We start from the raw sequence: 16,847 nt of genomic DNA on the forward strand, positions 1-16,847 counted from the left end.
TTAACGCTGAATAAGATAGCGAATGGTGGGGCCGTCCTGCTGAATATCCAACACCGTGTAGCCGTGGTTTTTGGCGTCCAGCGGGATGTTATTGATGGACTGCGGGCAGTCGCTGATCACTTCCAGGATCTCGCCTTTTTTCAGCTGCGGCATCGCCTCCAGCGTGGCAACAGCCGGGTAAGGGCAAGGCTCACCTACCATGTCCAGGCGGTAATCCGGGACAATGTTCTGACTCATGCGGTTTCTCCTGTTGTGGTGCCGATAGCCTGGTTTTTACGGCGAAAGAAGCGTTTTTCCCAGCCGACAATCAGCAGATAAGCGACCAGCAGCATCAGGTAAGTCACCAGCAGCCCGCCCAGCGGCCCAAAGGTATTCAGCAGGTTGACTTTATCCCAGCTGGTGGCCAGCGCCGGAGAAATATCATCCCAGAACCAGGCCAGCAGCGTAGAGCCAATCACGTTGCCGAGACCGACCCACCAGTAGTGAACCTGACCTTCAACCGCGCGATACATCCAGCCCGTTTCGCAGCCCCCGGCCAGCACGATACCAAAGCCAAACAACAGCCCGCCGATGATGGCGTTTGGCCCTGCCCACATGATTTTGGCTTCTACGCCAAGCTGAACATAGCTAAAGATGCCAATGGCGCTGACCGCCATCCCCAGAATAATCGCTTTGGCCATCTGGGTACGGCCGGTGATCCACATGTCGCGGAAGGCGGAGGTGAAGCAAATCTGTGCGCGTTCGATAAGCAGGCCAAAGCCGACGCCAAACAGCATGGCGAGGCCGAGTTTTGGCTGGTTTATGGCGGTGAAACCCGCCCAGCCGAGCATGCCGATAAACACCAGCATTCCCATACGGAAACGGCGCCTAGCGCGGTCCGGCTGCTGGGTGAGCGGGGAGGCAGCGGAGACTTTTTGCAGTTTGACCGGAATGCGGAACATCGGCAGCAGCGTGAAGCGCGCGCCAAACCAGCAGCCGATGGCGGTGGCAAGGGCGAAGAACCAGGCGTGCAGCGAAAACTGTGGGATCCCGGTAAAGAACGCCGCGAGGTTGCAGCCCATTGCCAGTCGTGCGCCGAAGCCAGCAATGATCCCGCCGAGCACGGCCTGAATGATGCGGATGCGGTGCTGGGGCAAACGAAGCTTGACGTTGTTGGCCCACAGGGCCGCGGCGAAACAGCCGCCAAACATGCCGATGATCATCATGCCGTCGATACGGGTTAGCGGGTTGCCGTCGAGGTGAATTAGCTTGTAGTAACCCCATTCTTCGGCGTGAATGCCCATCAGTTGCAGGAGCTGGCCGCCCCAGCGGGTGAATTCGCCGGTGACGGCCCAGAAGGTGCCGGTGATGCCAAAGTAATAGGTGGAGAGGATCCCGGCCGCGATCACCGCGGGCATCGGTTTCCAGAAGGTTACCAGGTATTGGTGTTTAAAGGAGTGCCAGGTCATTTTTTTCGCCTCTGAACTCAGAAGAACGTGCCGCGAAGGACAAAAGAAGGCGCAATCATACGCCCATCTTTTGGGCTTAACAGGCTGAAAAGACGAAAAAACAATCTGGATCAATTTTTTGTGCCCCAGGCGGAATTGCTGGCAGGCATCGGGCTTTAATGCCAGAATTATTTTTTCTCCGCAGTCAGGATAGACGATGAAGAAGCTTTTAGTATTGGCGGCGCTGGTAGCACTGAGCGGCTGCACCGAGATCAGAGATTATAAGCAGGTCGTTCGTACCGAAGCACCGGCGGGTATGGCGGGCTACTGGCAGTCCAGCGGGCCACAGAGCGAGCTGGTTAGCCCGGAGGCGATTGCTTCGCTGGTGGTCACGCCGCAGGGCGATACGCTGGATTGCCGCCAGTGGCAGCGGGTGATTGGGGTTCCGGGTAAGCTGACGCATTTGTCTGGCGATCTGCGTAATGTCACCGTCAAGCGTGAGATTTACGACATCGGCCTAAACGGCGACACGCTGGAGTACGCCGGGATGACGTTGAAGCGTGTGGAGCGTTTGACGCCGGAATGCGCTGATTTCCTGGCTAAAAATCCTTTAGATAGCCAACTGTCGAAAGGCTAAGGGAGAATGCCTCTCACTCCAGAGAGGTGAGAAGGCTGGTGCTCAACGCTGTGGCTACGATTTCATTCGCTTACTTTTTTGGGTCTGTCTTGTAGTGACCAATAAGTTCTATGGAGGAACGGCTAAGCTTCCGTTCACTTCAAGTCCTAATTCCTATGTAGCTTCTGAGCTTGTGAACGTCTCAGGGGAGTCACCGTTACTCCCCTGAGACCCCGGAGTCCCGGCGAAATAAATCGACCGCGTGAGCGGCAAACCTCCGTTTTATCTCCCAGTCCTGGGTCGGCTGAGATGCGTTCCCGACGCTCTCAGCCTCCGGCCGTTCCCGACGCCCGGACCCTGGCCAGTCGGAGAGAAAACGAAGGCGATTTAAGCCGGAACCGTGCCTCGCTTTAAACCCGCAGCCATGCAGAACGCCACTGTCGCTGCAAGTCTCACAGCCACGCCCTTGTTCCCGGCTCTCATCGCCCCCGGCGATGACCCAATTAAGGCGGGGTTGAGCTGTCGGGAACGAATCGCGAACGACCCCGAATGTTTGGGTGATGGCCGGTGGGTTTACCGCTTCAGCGGCGATGAGCCCGCCGGGCGCCGGGGCTGTTCGGGGGATGGCGTAATCCCCCGGACACGTTCACCGTGCTCTGAACTTGTAGGGAAAACAGACCTACGGGTGAACGGAACAGCTCCCGGATTAAAGAGATCTCCCAAAAGATGTCAAATTCACAGCACATCCTCCAGCACCCAAACGCTAACGCTGCCGCCGTGACAGGTAAAGGTTGCGCTGCCGCCCGCGTCGGTGTGAATCGTTTCCTCGCGATTGCCGAGATAATCACGCCAGTTTTTCTCAGCGAAATCTTCCCCTAAGGTGACGTGCTTTTCGCCGTCATCGCCGTTGGACATGATGACTACGCAGCCTGGGGCTTCTGCCGTGCCGCTGCGGCTAAAGCCAATGCAGTTAGGGTGATCGAACCATAAAGTCTGCACACCGTGGGCAAAGCGTTCCCGGGCGTGAATCAGGTCATCCAGCTGTTCGATGACCGGCATATCAATGTGGTAGTTCTGCCCGTCGCCGCCTTTATCGTCGTAACTTGCGCCAAAAAGATCCGGGTAGAACACCGACGGTACGCCGTTTTCGCGTAGCAGAATTAGCGCATAGGCCAGCGGTTTAAACCAGGCTTCTACGGGCGCTTCAAGCGCCTGCAGCGGCTGGGTGTCGTGGTTAGCCACCAGCGTGACGGCGTGGAACGGATCGGCCTCAACCAGCGTGCCGGTGAAAATCTGGCTCATGTCGTAGTCACGCCCAAGCCGGGATGCCTCATGGAATTTCATTTGTAGAGGGGCATCAAACAGCATCGTTTTGCCCTCTACCTGGGCGATGTATTCCAGCAGTTTGTCCACTTCATGGGACCAGTATTCCGCCACGATAAACAGCGGCGTTTCCGTCACGTCCTGGACGTGCTCAATCCACTCTTTATAAAACCAGGCGGGAATGTGTTTGACGGCATCGAGCCGAAAGCCGTTGCACTGCGTCTGGGCCATCACCCAGCGTGCCCAGTATTTAAGCTCTTCGGTCACTGCATGGTTGCGGAAGTCGATATTGGCGCCCATCAGATAATCGAAATTCCCCAGCTCGTCGTCCACCTGGTCGTTCCAGCCGTCGCCGGTGTAGTCATTGACGATTTTGAAGATGCCGTCTTCATCGGGGTTTTCAATATGATCGACGCCGCTGAAGCATTTGTAGTCCCAGATGAACTGTGAGTATTGTCCGGCACGGGCGGGGAAGGTGTAGCGGGTCCAGGCCTCGCAGTCGATAACCTCGGACGAGATCTCGTTGCGATTATCGACATTTACCCGGTTGACGCGGATGTGCTCTTTTTCGTCGGCCCCCATTTTATGGTTCACGACAACGTCCAGCAGCACCGAAACTCCGTTGTCCCGCAGGGCGTTTATTGCTGCCAGCAGCTGCGCTTTATCCCCGTACTTGGTGGCGACGCTGCCTTTCTGGTCAAATTCACCGAGGTCGAAGAGATCGTAGCTGTCGTAACCAACCGAATAACCGCCCGCGCTGCCTTTATACGCAGGGGGAAGCCAAACCATGTTGATGCCGATGTCGCTGAGGCTGGCCGCACGGTCGGCCACTTCTGACCAGAGCGTTCCGTCGCCGGGGGTGTACCAGTGAAAAAATTGTAACAGGGTGGGGTTCGTCATCTTGTCCGTGCTCCAGAAGTCATTTAGCTGACCTCTGGAGTATGGAATAAGAATCGAAATACGGCAGGTTTACTGGTTCAGATCGCTCGGTGTTAACACGTTGCCGGAGAGAAAACCGTAGGTGTTGTTCAGTGATTTCTGACGGCCGCTCTGGTCAATCAGGTCGCGAAGCTCGCTCAGACGGCTGTTAAGCAGCCCTTTAATCTCATTTTCATTGGCGAGAATCAGATCAAGCAGCGCCTTAGCTTCTTCCTGACTTCTTTGGCTTGACTGCGCAATTGGGTTGCTGGCAATCGACTCTACCAGTTGAACATATTTAACCTCATGATCAATCAGCTCATCCCACCTTCCGCTATGGGCAAGGTCAAGCATGGTTTGACTGAGGGCGAGCAGGGCACGCCATCCATTGAGGGATGAGATGAAATCATTCATCAGATAGCATCCTGAAATGTAGGGGAAGTAGGGCCGATTTGCTTCCATGCATCCGCGATGTTTGCAAGTAATCTTTCGACTTCGGCGATGGCCTCTACGTCATTACGCAAATTAGCGTGTAGGAGACGCCTGACCATGTAATCGTAAAGATTCGCGAGGTTAGCGGGCAAATCTCCTCCGACATCCATATTCAGGCCGGCTTTCAGGCCATTATCAATAATGTTAATGGCTTTTGAGAGCGCCTCGCCTTTTTGCGGTATTTGTTCCTGTTCAAGAAACAAGCGTGCACGAACCAGGGCACTGAGTGCCCCATCGAACAACATCACCACGAGCTGGTGTGGACTGGCACTCATAACGGCGCTTTCCAGACCGACCTGTTGATAGGCTTGTACACCAGAACTCTTGTACATACAAAATCCTTAGCTTTTGTTGAATTGCTGCGCCAGATAGTTCCCCATGTTTGTCATCGAGTTAACAAGGCTTGCCAGAGAAGTAAACTGTGCCTTGTAACGCGCCATGGTTTCGTCGATGCTGTCACTCATCGCCTGTTTACGATCGGCCACGGTTTTCAATGTTGAGGTCAGGCCATCCTGCGCATTTTTAATCACGCCAGCGTTAATGGAGCTGGTGCTCAGCATATTGTTCAGTTTGGTATCCAGCTGTGTCGCAAACCCTGTCGTTTTCCCGTCGCCTACAAAGTAGTTAATAACGCCCTGCGGGTTATCGGATAACGCTTTGGTTAATTGGGTATCATTGACTTTTAGCTGGCTGGAGCCATCCGGGGCCAGTACGGGATCCTGGGTAATGCCCAACTGCGCCATAATGCTGTAATCGCCGCCCTGTACCTGGGTCAGCATGCTACGGATATCAGCCTGGATACCGCGTACGGTACTGTCCCCGACGAGTGCGCCGTTGTTTGGATCCTGGGCGGAACCTGGGTCAACTTTTACATATTTGGTCACGGTAGCAATCGTTGACTGAAGGGTGTTATAGGCTTTAACCCAGTCATTAATCACTTTCTTGCTGGCATCGCTGGTACGCGCCACGCTCAGCGTTTCATCGGCCGTGCTCTTCGCCTTAAGGTTCAACGTTACGCCCGGCATGGCATCAGAGATGGTGTTGCTCTGACGCTCAATCATGACGCCGTTCACTTTCACCTGAGCATTTTGCGAAGCCGTTTGCTCTGTTAAAGCCCCGGTCTTGCTCGTTGAGTTGTACCCAATCACGCCCTGGAGCTGGTCATCACCGGTGACGGTGATGGTCATATCTGACTGCGTGCCGGTGCTCTTGGAGGCAATCATCAGGCGATAGTCGCCGTCGTTAGCTTTAACCACGGATGCCGAGACGTTTCCGCCCGCGGCGTTAATCGCTTTTGCAATACCGTTTAATGAGGTATCGCCGTCGGCAAGCGTCACGCTCAGTGGCTTAGTGGTGCCAGGCTGAGTAATCGTTATCGTACGTGTACCGCCGGTGGTCGCACCCTGCTGCGCAGTGTTGCTGCTGATGCTGCCGGTTGAGAGCACCTGAGCCTTCGCCATCTGCTGTACGTTAATTGTATAGTCAGCAAGGATAGCGTCACTGGTCGTGGTCGCGCTAAAAGCGGTGTTGGTACTGGTGACGGAGGTAGACACCAGAGAACCCTTCGCTGTTAACGCAGCGGTAGCCGTTTCCAGTCCGGAAATGGCGGTTTTCAACTGACCAAAGGCGCTAAACTGGGCTTGATAAGTCTTTGTTTGTGTATCAAAGATGGTTAATTTTGTTTGTTCAGCCGTGTAAAGCTTATCGTAAGTATCCTGGAGGTTCAGGCTGGTACCTGCCCCGAGGCTTGAAATCGATGCCATTGATGTCTTCCTTTAAGTCGCTGGTAGTTTCATTCACTTATCGGCTGACTCAATGAAAAGTTTACAGCCGGGGAAAAAAAATAATCAGCCGAATAGCAGGCAGTGGATCGGCCTTATATGACGATTGTCGGAAAAGACGGTGACATTAATAGCGTGGTCGATGGCGTAAAGGGAGGCAAAGATATATTTTCTCGAATGCGCTAAGCCGCGTTTAAAAGTGTAGGAAAGGTTAAGTCTAGCGCGGGTTGTAAATTTAATTTCTTTATAATTCAGTCATTTGATTTTTTTTTATCATTAATTCTAAAGTTGGCACAGAGGGCGTCGATAACCTTGTTGACGGTGAGAGACGCCGTGAGTGTTAGGCACCGAACCTAAACCCAATTTTTAAGGAATTAATACTATGTCCGTAATCAATACTAACCTGCTGTCCCTGACTACTCAGAACAACCTGAGCAAAGCTCAGTCTTCCCTGGGTACCGCTATCGAGCGTCTGTCTTCCGGTATGCGTATCAACAGCGCGAAAGACGATGCTGCTGGTCAGGCGATTGCCAACCGTATGACTTCCCAGGTTAAGGGTATGACTCAGGCGGCTCGTAACGCTAACGACGGTATCTCTCTGGTTCAGACCGCTGAAGGTAACCTGAACGAGATCAACACCAACTTACAGCGTATCCGTGAACTGTCCCTGCAGGCCGCGAACGACACCAACGGCACCACTGACCTGGCATCCGTACAGACTGAAATCACCCAGCGTCTGTCTGAAATTGACCGCATCGCAGGCGGCGCTTCTTTCAACGGCAAAAACCTGCTGAACGGTTCCGTAACTACTGGCTTGAACATTCAGGTTGGCGCTAACACCACCTCTAACGATACCATCGTTATCGGCAGCGACTCTCTGATCAACGCATCTTCCGGTAGCCTGAGCACTGGTCTGAGCACCGCTATTACCGACCACTCTACTGCACAGGCTGTTGTTTCTGCTGCTGATGCTGCTATCGCGAAAATCGATACTGCACGTTCTAACATGGGTGCGATTCAGAACCGTTTCGAATCTACCATCAACAACCTGAACAACTCCATCACCAACCTGTCTGCTGCTCAGTCCCGTATCCAGGACGCTGACTACGCGACCGAAGTATCCAACATGAGCCGCGCGCAGATCCTGCAGCAGGCTGGTACTTCCGTACTGTCTCAGGCAAACCAGGTTCCACAGGCGATGCTGTCCCTGCTGCGTTAATTTCGCAGACCGCTACAAGAAAGGTTGCTGGAAACAGCAGCCTTTTTTTGTTTTTGCCAAAAGGGGAGGCGCAGGGCGTTTTTAATATGAAGGTTAAGCCGTTAATTTCGGTTTTGTTCAGCGCATTATGCTTACTGGCTGGGTGCTAGCATCAGACAATCACCCGTCTGGCAAAATATTGCAACCTAAAGGACAGTTATGAATAGTTTCTCCCGCACTCGGGCAATGCATCAATATTACCGCGATCTGTTTACCCGGTCGATTCACCTGCCGGAAGCCGATGCCTTACCTGCGTGGCTGGTGACCGAAGTCCTTAATTTTGCCAATCCTGATTTTGCTGCCCTCGACGATAAATTAAACCAGGCACAGACGGAGTTGAATCTCGAGCAAGACAGAGCGTTAAAGCTGATGATGGGGGCGATTATTCTGTCAAATGCGGCGCTCTGCGGCCCGTCTGGAGAAAAGTCGCAGGCGGTTGAAGCGGAGAATGTTGAGAAAATCACGCAATGTATCGTTGAAGCGCTTAAGCTTGACGGGAATAAAAATTATCTGGTTGCCGCCGTTCAGATCCTGTTCCGCATTAATGAAATAAACTCCGCCGTTTTCCTTATTTCCAATAATCTTTCCGAGCTCAGTGAGTCACCCGTTGCGCTAAAAATTCTCTTGCTCATCTGCCTGATGGAAGAAGATTTTAATCAGGCCTATGTCATTATTCAGCAGCTCACTGAGAACATGGCGCTTATCGGGGAAGATCCTATGGCGCTGCTGATGGTTGTCACGGCTATCTATAAGCTGGGAGGCCGCCCGGATTCCTTTATCGATTTTAGCCCGTTAGACGTGCCTGACTGGCAGCCTGACGCTGGCCGTTATAGCTGGTTAATTGAGCCGGTAAATAATAATAAAACTACCGCGCTGGTCGCTTGCGATAGCGCCGGTTTTACCGCTCATGGCCTGCCGCTGCTGCTTTCTCTGTTCGACACCAATCGCGACGAGCTTAACGTTCATTTCCATATTTATAACTGTGATGCTGGCCTGACCCAGCAGATTACGGGGCTGCGCAACGCGATGCCTGAGCTGGCTATTTCGTTAAGCAGCGAGGCAGTGACTCCGGGAACGGCAGCGAATGTGCACTATGCCAGTCGCCGGCTGGTCTTTTTATCTCATGCGCTGGAAAAAATGACCACGCCTGTCCTGCTGCTCGAGGCGAACAGCCTCATCAGGAAGTCGTGGGCCGGGATGGAAGGGCAGTTAGATGTGAAAGATTTACTGCTGACCTGGGATGAAACCGCGCCGTTCTGGGCATCGATTCTGGCGGCATGTCTCTATTGTGAAGGGGGCGAGCTGTCGACGAAATATCTGGCCGCCGTGGCCCGGTTTATCGATCGCAATTTACAACGCAACAATGCTGAACGGTTTCTCGATCAAGTGGCACTGGCCGCTGTCGAAAATGAGCTTAGTGCACTGGATAAAATGGCAATAGGCCGGGTTCAGCCGCATACGCTGGTGGATGCGGCACACGGCGAGGACGCGTTTAGTTGGATACTGGCTCACTCCGGGGTTGAGAGTGAGGATTACCGTCGATACAAATCGTCGCTGTTGGAAAAGTACAGCGCGTTAATCGGTTGAGTCTGCATTTATTTCTTCAAAATAATGGATAAGCATAACGTGAGTCAGTATTACCCGGATCATCGTATTTCGCCCGTTGCTATTCAGTCTGCGGCCTGCGTCTACCATCTTTCTACGGTGGAGCCTGCGCACGCTCGCGTGCTGGAAATAGGGTGCGGCGAGGGAGGGTGCATTACGGCCCACGCGCTGGCGTGCCCGGAAAGCCAGGTGATGGGGATTGATATTGATGAAAGCTTGATTGCCGCAGGGCAGCGCCATACTCAGGCATTAGGGCTCAGCAATATTGAGCTGTTCTCCGCCGGACTTGGGGATATTCTCGCCACCGAAGGCGGGCAGTTTGACTACATCGTGATTCGCGGTGTTTTCTCTTTACTCGGCCGCCAGGAGCGAGAAGCACTCTTGCTCTGGTGCCGCCAAAATCTTTCTGCCTCCGGTGTGGTCTGCCTGCACTGGTATCCCTCCACCGGCGAACCTGACACTACGGCCATTCGCGAGGCGCTAAGCTACCATGCCGCCCGTGGCGCGAATGCCGATCCTGAGTCTCAGGTTAATGCTGCGCGAGGCATGCTGAGCTATCTGGCGATGACGCTACCGGAAGGGACACTTAAAGCCCAGGTTGAAGAGGCTGAGAAAGAGAGCGATCTTGCCCTGACCCTGCGTTATCTCTCTCCGACCACGGCTGCCTTGTCTTTTACTGAGTTTTGCCATCAGGTCAGCGACCTGGGATTGCACTACGTTGGCGATGCCGTGCCTCAGTATGAGCTGCCGCGCGCTTATGGTGAAAAGGTCGCAACGCTACACGCCCTCGTCGCCGGGCAGCAGCGCATCACCGCTCAACAATACCTTGATTTTGCGGTATCGCGTACTGAACGCTTTAGTCTGCTCAGTGCGACCAGAGCCGAAGAACACTTCCCGGCATTGCCCGACAGTTCGCGCCTCGGATCACTTCATTGGGCGGGAAACTTTAGCCGCAAAATGAACGAGAATGGGGCGATATACAACGGCCATATTGGCGGGGATGGGCAGCAATCCAGTAGTGAGAATCCGATCACTTTACGCATTCTGGATCTGCTTGGGGCTGCCTGGCCATTCAGCCTGAGCGTTGAACAGTTGGTCATTAACTGCCGCAAGCCGGAAGACAATACCGACGTGCGCGAGGCAGTGCTGAAAGTGCTGGAAGATCTGTATCTCACTCAGCCGGCGGGACTCTACTGGCGCTGTACTCCAGGCGCGTATGATCGGGCTGAAAATGACACGCTACAGCCAATTTTATCGCTGAAAAACGGCGTGCAAGAAGGGAATGCTTCGCAAGTTTATAGGAACCTCTGGGGCGATGAATTTTCTGTCACGCCGGAAGAATGGCGCTATTTGCAACACGGTTTAGCCGGTGTGGATGCCGATGCGTGGCAGTGTTTTATGTCGCTACGTAAAAAAGGCGCGTTGACGGGGTCTCCGACGGCCTGGAAAAAGCACTACCAGCTTTTTTTACGTACGGGGAAAACACAATTTTTGCTGCCGCTGTTGAACAATTTGCTGCTGCTGAGTGTTTCCATATCGCGAGGTGGCTTGCTTAGCAAAGATGTTAATGACTTACCCCAGCGTGAATCAGAGCACGCGGAAGACACTTACGACCGGATTAACCGTTTAATTCGTGAGAAAAAGATTCAGGATGCGAAAACCTGTGCTGAGAAGCTGCTGAAAGAGAACCCGGAGGATATTGCCGCGCTGCGCTGTTATTCGCGAACGCTTGTGCTGTCCAATCGTTGGGATGAAGCAAAAGAAGTGCTTTGTCGGTTGATGGGACACTATTTCTCCAGTCTGGATATTTATTACGATCTGGCGACAGGGCTACAGAAAACAAACCAACATTATTACGCGATTCTTCTCCTGCAGGGGTTGTTAAGGCTGGAAGATAAAAACGTCAATTTCTGGCATAGCCTTGCGTACTCATATTATCAGCTGGGTGAAATGTCCCTGGCGGAAAAATGTTCTCGTGTTTCGTTGCGCTGCGACGAGGTGAAAGCGATTCACTATGCCACGATGGGGGTGATTCTCAGCGATAGCCAAAAACTTGACGAGGCCGCCTGGTTTCTTAACAAAGCGATAGCGTTGGAACCGAGTAATTTTGATTACTTTACTGCGCTGCTGTTTGCAATGACCCACGACCATAAGGTCACGGCAGAGCAGCTTTACCTGAAACATCTGCAATACGGTGAGACGGTAGGAGCATGGGCCGCGGCTTGTCATCTGCAATTGCCTTATCGGGGTATAAAGAATCCTGACAAAAAACTGCGCGTAGGCTTTGTTTCCGGAGATTTACGCAGGCATCCCGTGAGCCACTTCCTGGCGCCGTTCTGGGATGGGCTGGACAGAAATCATTTCGAGCTGGTGGGGTACAGCACCTCTTATGTTCATGATGAGGTCACCGAACATTTTGCCGCCGGTTCCGTGCTATGGCGGCAGGTGGACAAGCTAAGCAACCAGCAGCTTGCCGAACAGGTTTATCATGACGGGATTGATATTCTGTTTGATCTCTCGGGCCACACCTCTGACAACCGTCTGCCGGCGTTTGCGCTTCGCCCCGCACCGGTGCAAATCTCCTGGATTGGCTACCCCGGCACAACCGGTTTGAAAACGATGGATTACCGCATTGTGACCGCGACGCTCGCTGAGCCAGCCGATCTTGAACAGCAGCTGACCGAAAGCATCATGTTTATTGAGATGCGTAAGTTCTTTGAGCCCGATCCGCAAAGCCCTGATATCGAAACTCTCCCGGCGCTTAAAAACGGTTACCTCACCTTCGGCAGCTTTAATCGCCCTAAAAAGATCAACGATGAAGTCCTCAGAGTGTGGGCCTCAATTCTGGCACAGTCTCCGGACGCCAAATTTGTTATCGGTTTTATGAACGATGAAAAAATGGTGGCCGAGATGACGAGGAAACTCGAGCTGCTGGGTATTGCACCGTCGCGCCTGATATTCAAGAAAAGAGCGCCGCTGCTTGATTATCTGGCTTACCACAATGAAATCGACATTTTACTGGATGCATTTCCCTACTCTGGCGGTACCACCAGTAACCACGCCTGCTGGATGGGCGTGCCAACGCTGACGCTGTGCGGTGCCACGATGGCTGCCCGACAGGGCGTCGATATTATGCGCATTCATGGGCTGGAAAACTTTATTGCCTACAGCGAAGAGGATTACATCCAGAAGGCGCTGAGCTGGGGCGACCGACTCCCTGAACTGAATGAAATACGCATGACAATGCGTGAAAGAATGCCGGCGGAAACCGCAGATGGCTTTAACGTCGCCGGTACATTTGGACGCGCATTGCGTGAAGCATGGCGAATTTACTGTGCCGGTGAAGCGCACCGTACGTTCACAGTATTGGAATAAGGCGCGGGCCGCGCCAACTGGTTTCACACCGAGGTGTACTATGAAAAATATTTTTGTTACCAGCCCTCTGCTTCCGCCCCTGGAGGAATTTGTTCCTTATCTCGAGCAAATCTGGGGGAACAAGCACCTGACCAACAACGGGCCATTTCATCAGCAGCTTGAGCAGGCGCTGGCCGATTATCTGGGCGTAAAATATCTTTCGCTGTTTTCTAACGGCACGCTGGCGTTGCTGACCGCTTTCCAGACGCTGCGGTTGAGTGGCGAAGTGATAACCACGCCTTACTCATTTGTGGCGACATCGCACAGCCTCTTATGGAATGGCCTGACGCCGGTCTTTGCTGATATTGATCCGCAGACGTTCAATATTAACGCCGACGCGATTGAGGCGCTTATCACCCCGCAAACTACGGCCATTATGCCGGTGCACTGTTATGGTATTCCCTGCGACGTGGATAAAATTCAACGTATCGCCGACACCTATGGTCTCAAAGTTATTTACGACGCGGCCCACGCCTTTGGTGTGAAGCAGAACGGCAGCAGCATCCTGAACTGCGGTGATTTGTCTATCCTGAGTTTCCACGCCACCAAAGTGTTTAATACCATCGAAGGCGGGGCGATTATCTGCCCGGATGCCAGAACTAAAAAACGCATTGATTACCTGAAAAACTTTGGCTTTGCCGACGAAACCACGGTGATCGCGCCGGGAATTAACGCCAAAATGAATGAGGTGCAGGCGGCGTTTGGCCTGCTGCAGCTCCAGCATATTGACGGCGCCTTAAGCGCCCGGGCCGACATTTATCAGCGCTACTGTGAAGGTCTGGCCGATATTCCTGGTCTTGAGTTTTATACCCAGAAAAGCGATTACGAGTGGAACCACGCATACTATCCCGTGCTGATAGATGAACGGTTCCCGGTGAGCCGCGACGCACTTTACGACGCGTTAAAAGAAGAGGGGATTTATACCCGCCGCTATTTCTATCCGCTCATCAGCTCCTTCGCCATGTATCGGCATTTACCGTCCTCCGCCGCGGAGCATCTGCCGGTAGCCAACGACCTGGCTAACAAGGTGCTGTGTTTGCCGATATTCCCGGATCTCGAGGGAGAACAGCAACAGCGTATTATTGCGGCAGTCAGGCGGATTGCTCAGGGGCAAAGCGTCGCTGCCTGACAGGGTGATTGGCGGGAATAAAAAAGGGCTTTGTCTTGCGACAAGGCCCTTTTTTCTGCTTCGACGGTGTCGTTATAGCTCGGCGATACACATCAAACGCTCGCTGCGCTCAAGGTAGCGCTGGCCGGACAACTTGAACATGCCGTTAATCAATAGTGGATTATGCAGTCCGTGGCGTATCAGCCAGTCCTCGTGCGTTTTTTTGCCTTTGCCGACCGGGATAATGGTGACTTTGCGGGCGACTTTGCCGAGGATTTCCTGCATCTGTTCGACGGTAAAGAAGCGGATGTTAAATAGCGAGTCGGTCCCTTTTTTCACGTTAAAGTAATCAGCAAATGACTGATTATGGGCGTTATGTACCGTGACGATCATTCTGCCGCGAGTGATACGGGCCTGCTCAAGCGCCATTTTTTGGATATCCTCATCCGCAAATAGCCCCCAAAACCCATTGTGGTAACTGATGTCAAAATGCTTGTCCGGGTACTGCAGCTCGAAGGCATTCATCACGGAAAAACGATCCTGCAGGGAAGGATAAAGCTTTTTCGCAAGACTCACGGATTCCGGCGAAAAGTCTATTCCGTGGCCCTCTGCGCCACGCTTCGTCAACTGGACGATATCGCGAAAGCTACCGGCAGCAATCTCCAGAACCCGCTTTTCACGGCTTTTTCTGACCGCATCAATATAGTAGGCGTGGCGAAGATCGTTTTGGTAATGGTCGAAAATACCCTGCCATTTATGGTCCCAGTCCTCGGCCGTGGTGAGCTTCTCAGGCTCTGTTATTTGGCTCATATCTCTATCCTGTGAATGATTTCTCAGCGACGTAGTGGCGCGTAAAGACGGCGTTTTGTACGGCAACTGCGGGTTGAATAGGCTGGCGGGTGAAACAGTGAAGATGATTGGTAATCATGTCGTAGCCTGCCATGACCGAAAATTCGACCCCGGCGGAGAAGCGGGGGTTGATGTCCATCAGGTAATCCCCGGTGGAATGGCGCATAAATTCAATATTGATGCAGCCGTTCAGGTCGAGCAGGCGGGCAACTTCTGCCGCTTTGGCGAGCAGTGCCTCATCCTGGATAATCTCAACGGTTAATCCGGCGCCGTTCGCGGTGCGCAACAGCTCTTTGCGGGCAACGCCCGCCCATTCGCCGGTCTCGCGCTGCCGGACAATATCAATGACGTGAACATCTCCCGGCAGAAACGGCTGGACAATCCAGTCGTTGCCGTTCAGCCGCTGACGTAGCTCAATCAGTTCGGCTTGGGTCTCTACGCGGCGAAGCCCTTCGCTGCTGCGGCCATTCCTCTGTTTAAGGATAATCGGGAAACCAAATGAAAGCGTTTGGGACTTAGCGAGGGCGACAGTAGGCAGCGAGAGAAACGCCTCGTTATGGGAAAATCGTTGGCTCCAGGTTAGCTTATCCCTGGCAACCGCGATAGATTCTGCTGCCATTAGCGCCAGCATGGCGGACGAACACAGTTCACCACGGGCATCAGAAAGCGTGTCAACTTCAACATCGGTTAGTGGGATGATGGCGTCAATGCGATGCTGGTCGCAAATCACATTGATACTTTCGATAAAGGCTTGGCTATTCGTTGCACGCGGAACCTGAACAAAATTGTCGACCAGACGAGAGGCATACACCCATTGCTCGGGGTAGATATCACACCCGATGACGGTGTGGGATGTGCGTTTCAGCGCATCGATCACGGCTGGCGCAGACATCGACCCTATAGCCGTAATTAAAATGTTCATGTAAATGACCTGTCTTGTAATCTGCTTAGCCTGAAGGCAGGGGAAAGTTTGCCGCAGAGAAACGACGCGTATATTTATCACTGTATGATAAACCTGCCAGAGATCAGGCCTGGAATAACAGATGATTTTATCCTTTTTTTGCAGGATAGATTCTCCGGCTTAATTTCTCCGGTTTCGCTATAGTATGTGGCGTTAATATTTAACAACCAATTGATACTTTTAAGTAAGCCAGAACATGATTTGCCATACATTATGGTTAAAATTCCAGGGGTTTATTTCTTCATAACCTCCAAATAACCCCCCATTTCACCCACTATTCATCCGATTAAAACCCCTGCAGAAACGGATAATCATGCCGATAACTCAACTAACGCAGGGCTGTTTATCGTGAATTCACTGTATACCGCTGAAGGTGTAATGGATAAACACTCGCTGTGGCAGCGTTATGTACCGCTTGTGCGTCACGAAGCATTGCGCCTGCAGGTACGTCTGCCGGCGAGTGTGGAGCTCGACGATCTGCTACAGGCAGGCGGCATCGGGTTGTTGAATGCAGTCGAACGTTACGATGCCCTGCAGGGAACGGCATTTACTACCTACGCGGTGCAGCGCATCCGTGGGGCGATGCTTGATGAGTTGCGCAGCCGTGATTGGGTGCCGCGAAGCGTCAGGCGTAACGCTCGCGGTGTGGCACAGGCGATTGGTCAACTGGAGCAAGAGCTGGGGCGTAACGCTACCGAGACGGAAGTCGCGGAGCGGCTGGACATCCCGCTCGAAGAGTATCGCCAGATGTTGCTCGACACCAATAACAGCCAGCTCTTCTCTTATGACGAGTGGCGGGAAGAGCATGGCGATAGCATTGAACTGGTCACCGAGGAACACCAGCAGGCAAACCCGCTACAGCAATTACTGGACAGCAATCTTCGCCAGCGCGTAATGGAAGCCATTGAGGCTTTACCGGAACGCGAACAACTGGTGCTGACGCTTTATTACCAGGAAGAGCTGAATCTTAAAGAGATTGGCGCGGTGCTTGATGTGGGTGAGTCACGGGTTAGCCAGTTGCATAGCCAGGCGATCAAGCGTTTGCGCACCAAACTGGGTAAGTTGTAGGGAGTGCCGCACAATTATCTGACGACC

The 16,847-nt window shown here is 53.0% G+C and carries 14 protein-coding genes; 6 read left to right on the forward strand and 8 right to left on the reverse strand.

Annotated features, from left to right (window positions below; genetic code table 11):
- Together yedF and yedE are read right to left on the reverse strand one after the other, a co-directional pair.
- On the reverse strand, positions 1-237 hold the full coding sequence (gene yedF, locus ACR6JA_RS04050; RefSeq protein ID WP_008459977.1) for a sulfurtransferase-like selenium metabolism protein YedF: 237 nt from the start codon (positions 235-237) through the stop codon (positions 1-3).
- The gene (gene yedE / locus ACR6JA_RS04055) at positions 234-1,448 is read right to left on the reverse strand and encodes a selenium metabolism membrane protein YedE/FdhT (RefSeq protein WP_494492930.1); all 1,215 of its coding nucleotides are present in this window, start codon (positions 1,446-1,448) and stop codon (positions 234-236) included. The genes yedF and yedE overlap by 4 nt, the downstream gene beginning before the upstream one ends.
- A 196-nt stretch (positions 1,449-1,644) precedes the next feature.
- Here yedE and yedD point away from each other — a divergent pair, with 196 nt between their 5' ends.
- Positions 1,645-2,064 (forward strand): lipoprotein YedD, encoded by a 420-nt coding sequence (gene yedD / locus ACR6JA_RS04060; RefSeq protein ID WP_494492931.1) that lies wholly within the window; start codon positions 1,645-1,647, stop codon positions 2,062-2,064.
- A 714-nt stretch (positions 2,065-2,778) separates the two neighbouring features.
- On the opposite strand, the gene amyA is transcribed toward yedD, so the two are convergent.
- From amyA to fliD, 4 genes are all read right to left on the reverse strand, one after another.
- Positions 2,779-4,266: an alpha-amylase gene (gene amyA, locus ACR6JA_RS04065; RefSeq protein ID WP_494492932.1), complete on the reverse strand. Its 1,488-nt coding sequence runs from the start codon at positions 4,264-4,266 to the stop codon at positions 2,779-2,781.
- Between the two features lie 69 nt (positions 4,267-4,335).
- Complete coding sequence (gene fliT, locus ACR6JA_RS04070; protein ID WP_008453799.1) at positions 4,336-4,698, reverse strand: flagella biosynthesis regulatory protein FliT; 363 nt, start codon at positions 4,696-4,698, stop codon at positions 4,336-4,338.
- Complete coding sequence (gene fliS / locus ACR6JA_RS04075) at positions 4,698-5,108, reverse strand: flagellar export chaperone FliS (protein WP_008453801.1); 411 nt, start codon at positions 5,106-5,108, stop codon at positions 4,698-4,700. The genes fliT and fliS overlap by 1 nt, the downstream gene beginning before the upstream one ends.
- 9 nt (positions 5,109-5,117) lie before the next feature.
- Positions 5,118-6,539 carry a flagellar filament capping protein FliD gene (gene fliD, locus ACR6JA_RS04080; RefSeq protein ID WP_205246345.1) on the reverse strand — a complete coding sequence of 474 codons (1,422 nt, stop codon included), beginning with the start codon at positions 6,537-6,539 and terminating at the stop codon, positions 5,118-5,120.
- A gap of 400 nt (positions 6,540-6,939) precedes the next feature.
- Here fliD and ACR6JA_RS04085 point away from each other — a divergent pair, with 400 nt between their 5' ends.
- From ACR6JA_RS04085 to ACR6JA_RS04100, 4 genes are all read left to right on the forward strand, one after another.
- A complete protein-coding gene (locus ACR6JA_RS04085) occupies positions 6,940-7,776 on the forward strand; it encodes a flagellin N-terminal helical domain-containing protein (protein ID WP_213716420.1) in 837 nt (278 codons plus the stop codon).
- Positions 7,777-7,974: 198 nt separating this feature from the next.
- Complete coding sequence (locus ACR6JA_RS04090; protein WP_494492933.1) at positions 7,975-9,402, forward strand: hypothetical protein; 1,428 nt, start codon at positions 7,975-7,977, stop codon at positions 9,400-9,402.
- A gap of 39 nt (positions 9,403-9,441) precedes the next feature.
- Positions 9,442-12,795: an O-linked N-acetylglucosamine transferase family protein gene (locus ACR6JA_RS04095; protein ID WP_494492934.1), complete on the forward strand. Its 3,354-nt coding sequence runs from the start codon at positions 9,442-9,444 to the stop codon at positions 12,793-12,795.
- 40 nt (positions 12,796-12,835) lie between these two features.
- On the forward strand, positions 12,836-13,963 hold the full coding sequence (locus ACR6JA_RS04100) for a DegT/DnrJ/EryC1/StrS family aminotransferase (protein ID WP_213716416.1): 1,128 nt from the start codon (positions 12,836-12,838) through the stop codon (positions 13,961-13,963).
- Between the two features lie 72 nt (positions 13,964-14,035).
- Here ACR6JA_RS04100 and ACR6JA_RS04105 read toward each other — a convergent pair whose 3' ends face one another.
- Both ACR6JA_RS04105 and ACR6JA_RS04110 read right to left on the reverse strand, forming a co-directional pair.
- Complete coding sequence (locus ACR6JA_RS04105) at positions 14,036-14,752, reverse strand: methyltransferase domain-containing protein (protein WP_166991536.1); 717 nt, start codon at positions 14,750-14,752, stop codon at positions 14,036-14,038.
- Positions 14,753-14,756: 4 nt separating this feature from the next.
- Positions 14,757-15,713, reverse strand: coding sequence for an ATP-grasp domain-containing protein (locus ACR6JA_RS04110; protein WP_494492935.1), 957 nt, complete (start codon positions 15,711-15,713; stop codon positions 14,757-14,759).
- 387 nt (positions 15,714-16,100) lie between these two features.
- Here ACR6JA_RS04110 and fliA point away from each other — a divergent pair, with 387 nt between their 5' ends.
- Positions 16,101-16,820, forward strand: coding sequence for an RNA polymerase sigma factor FliA (gene fliA, locus ACR6JA_RS04115; RefSeq protein ID WP_008453816.1), 720 nt, complete (start codon positions 16,101-16,103; stop codon positions 16,818-16,820).
- Positions 16,821-16,847: the final 27 nt, after the last annotated feature.

Source organism: Cedecea sp. B1(4), from assembly GCF_059414925.1.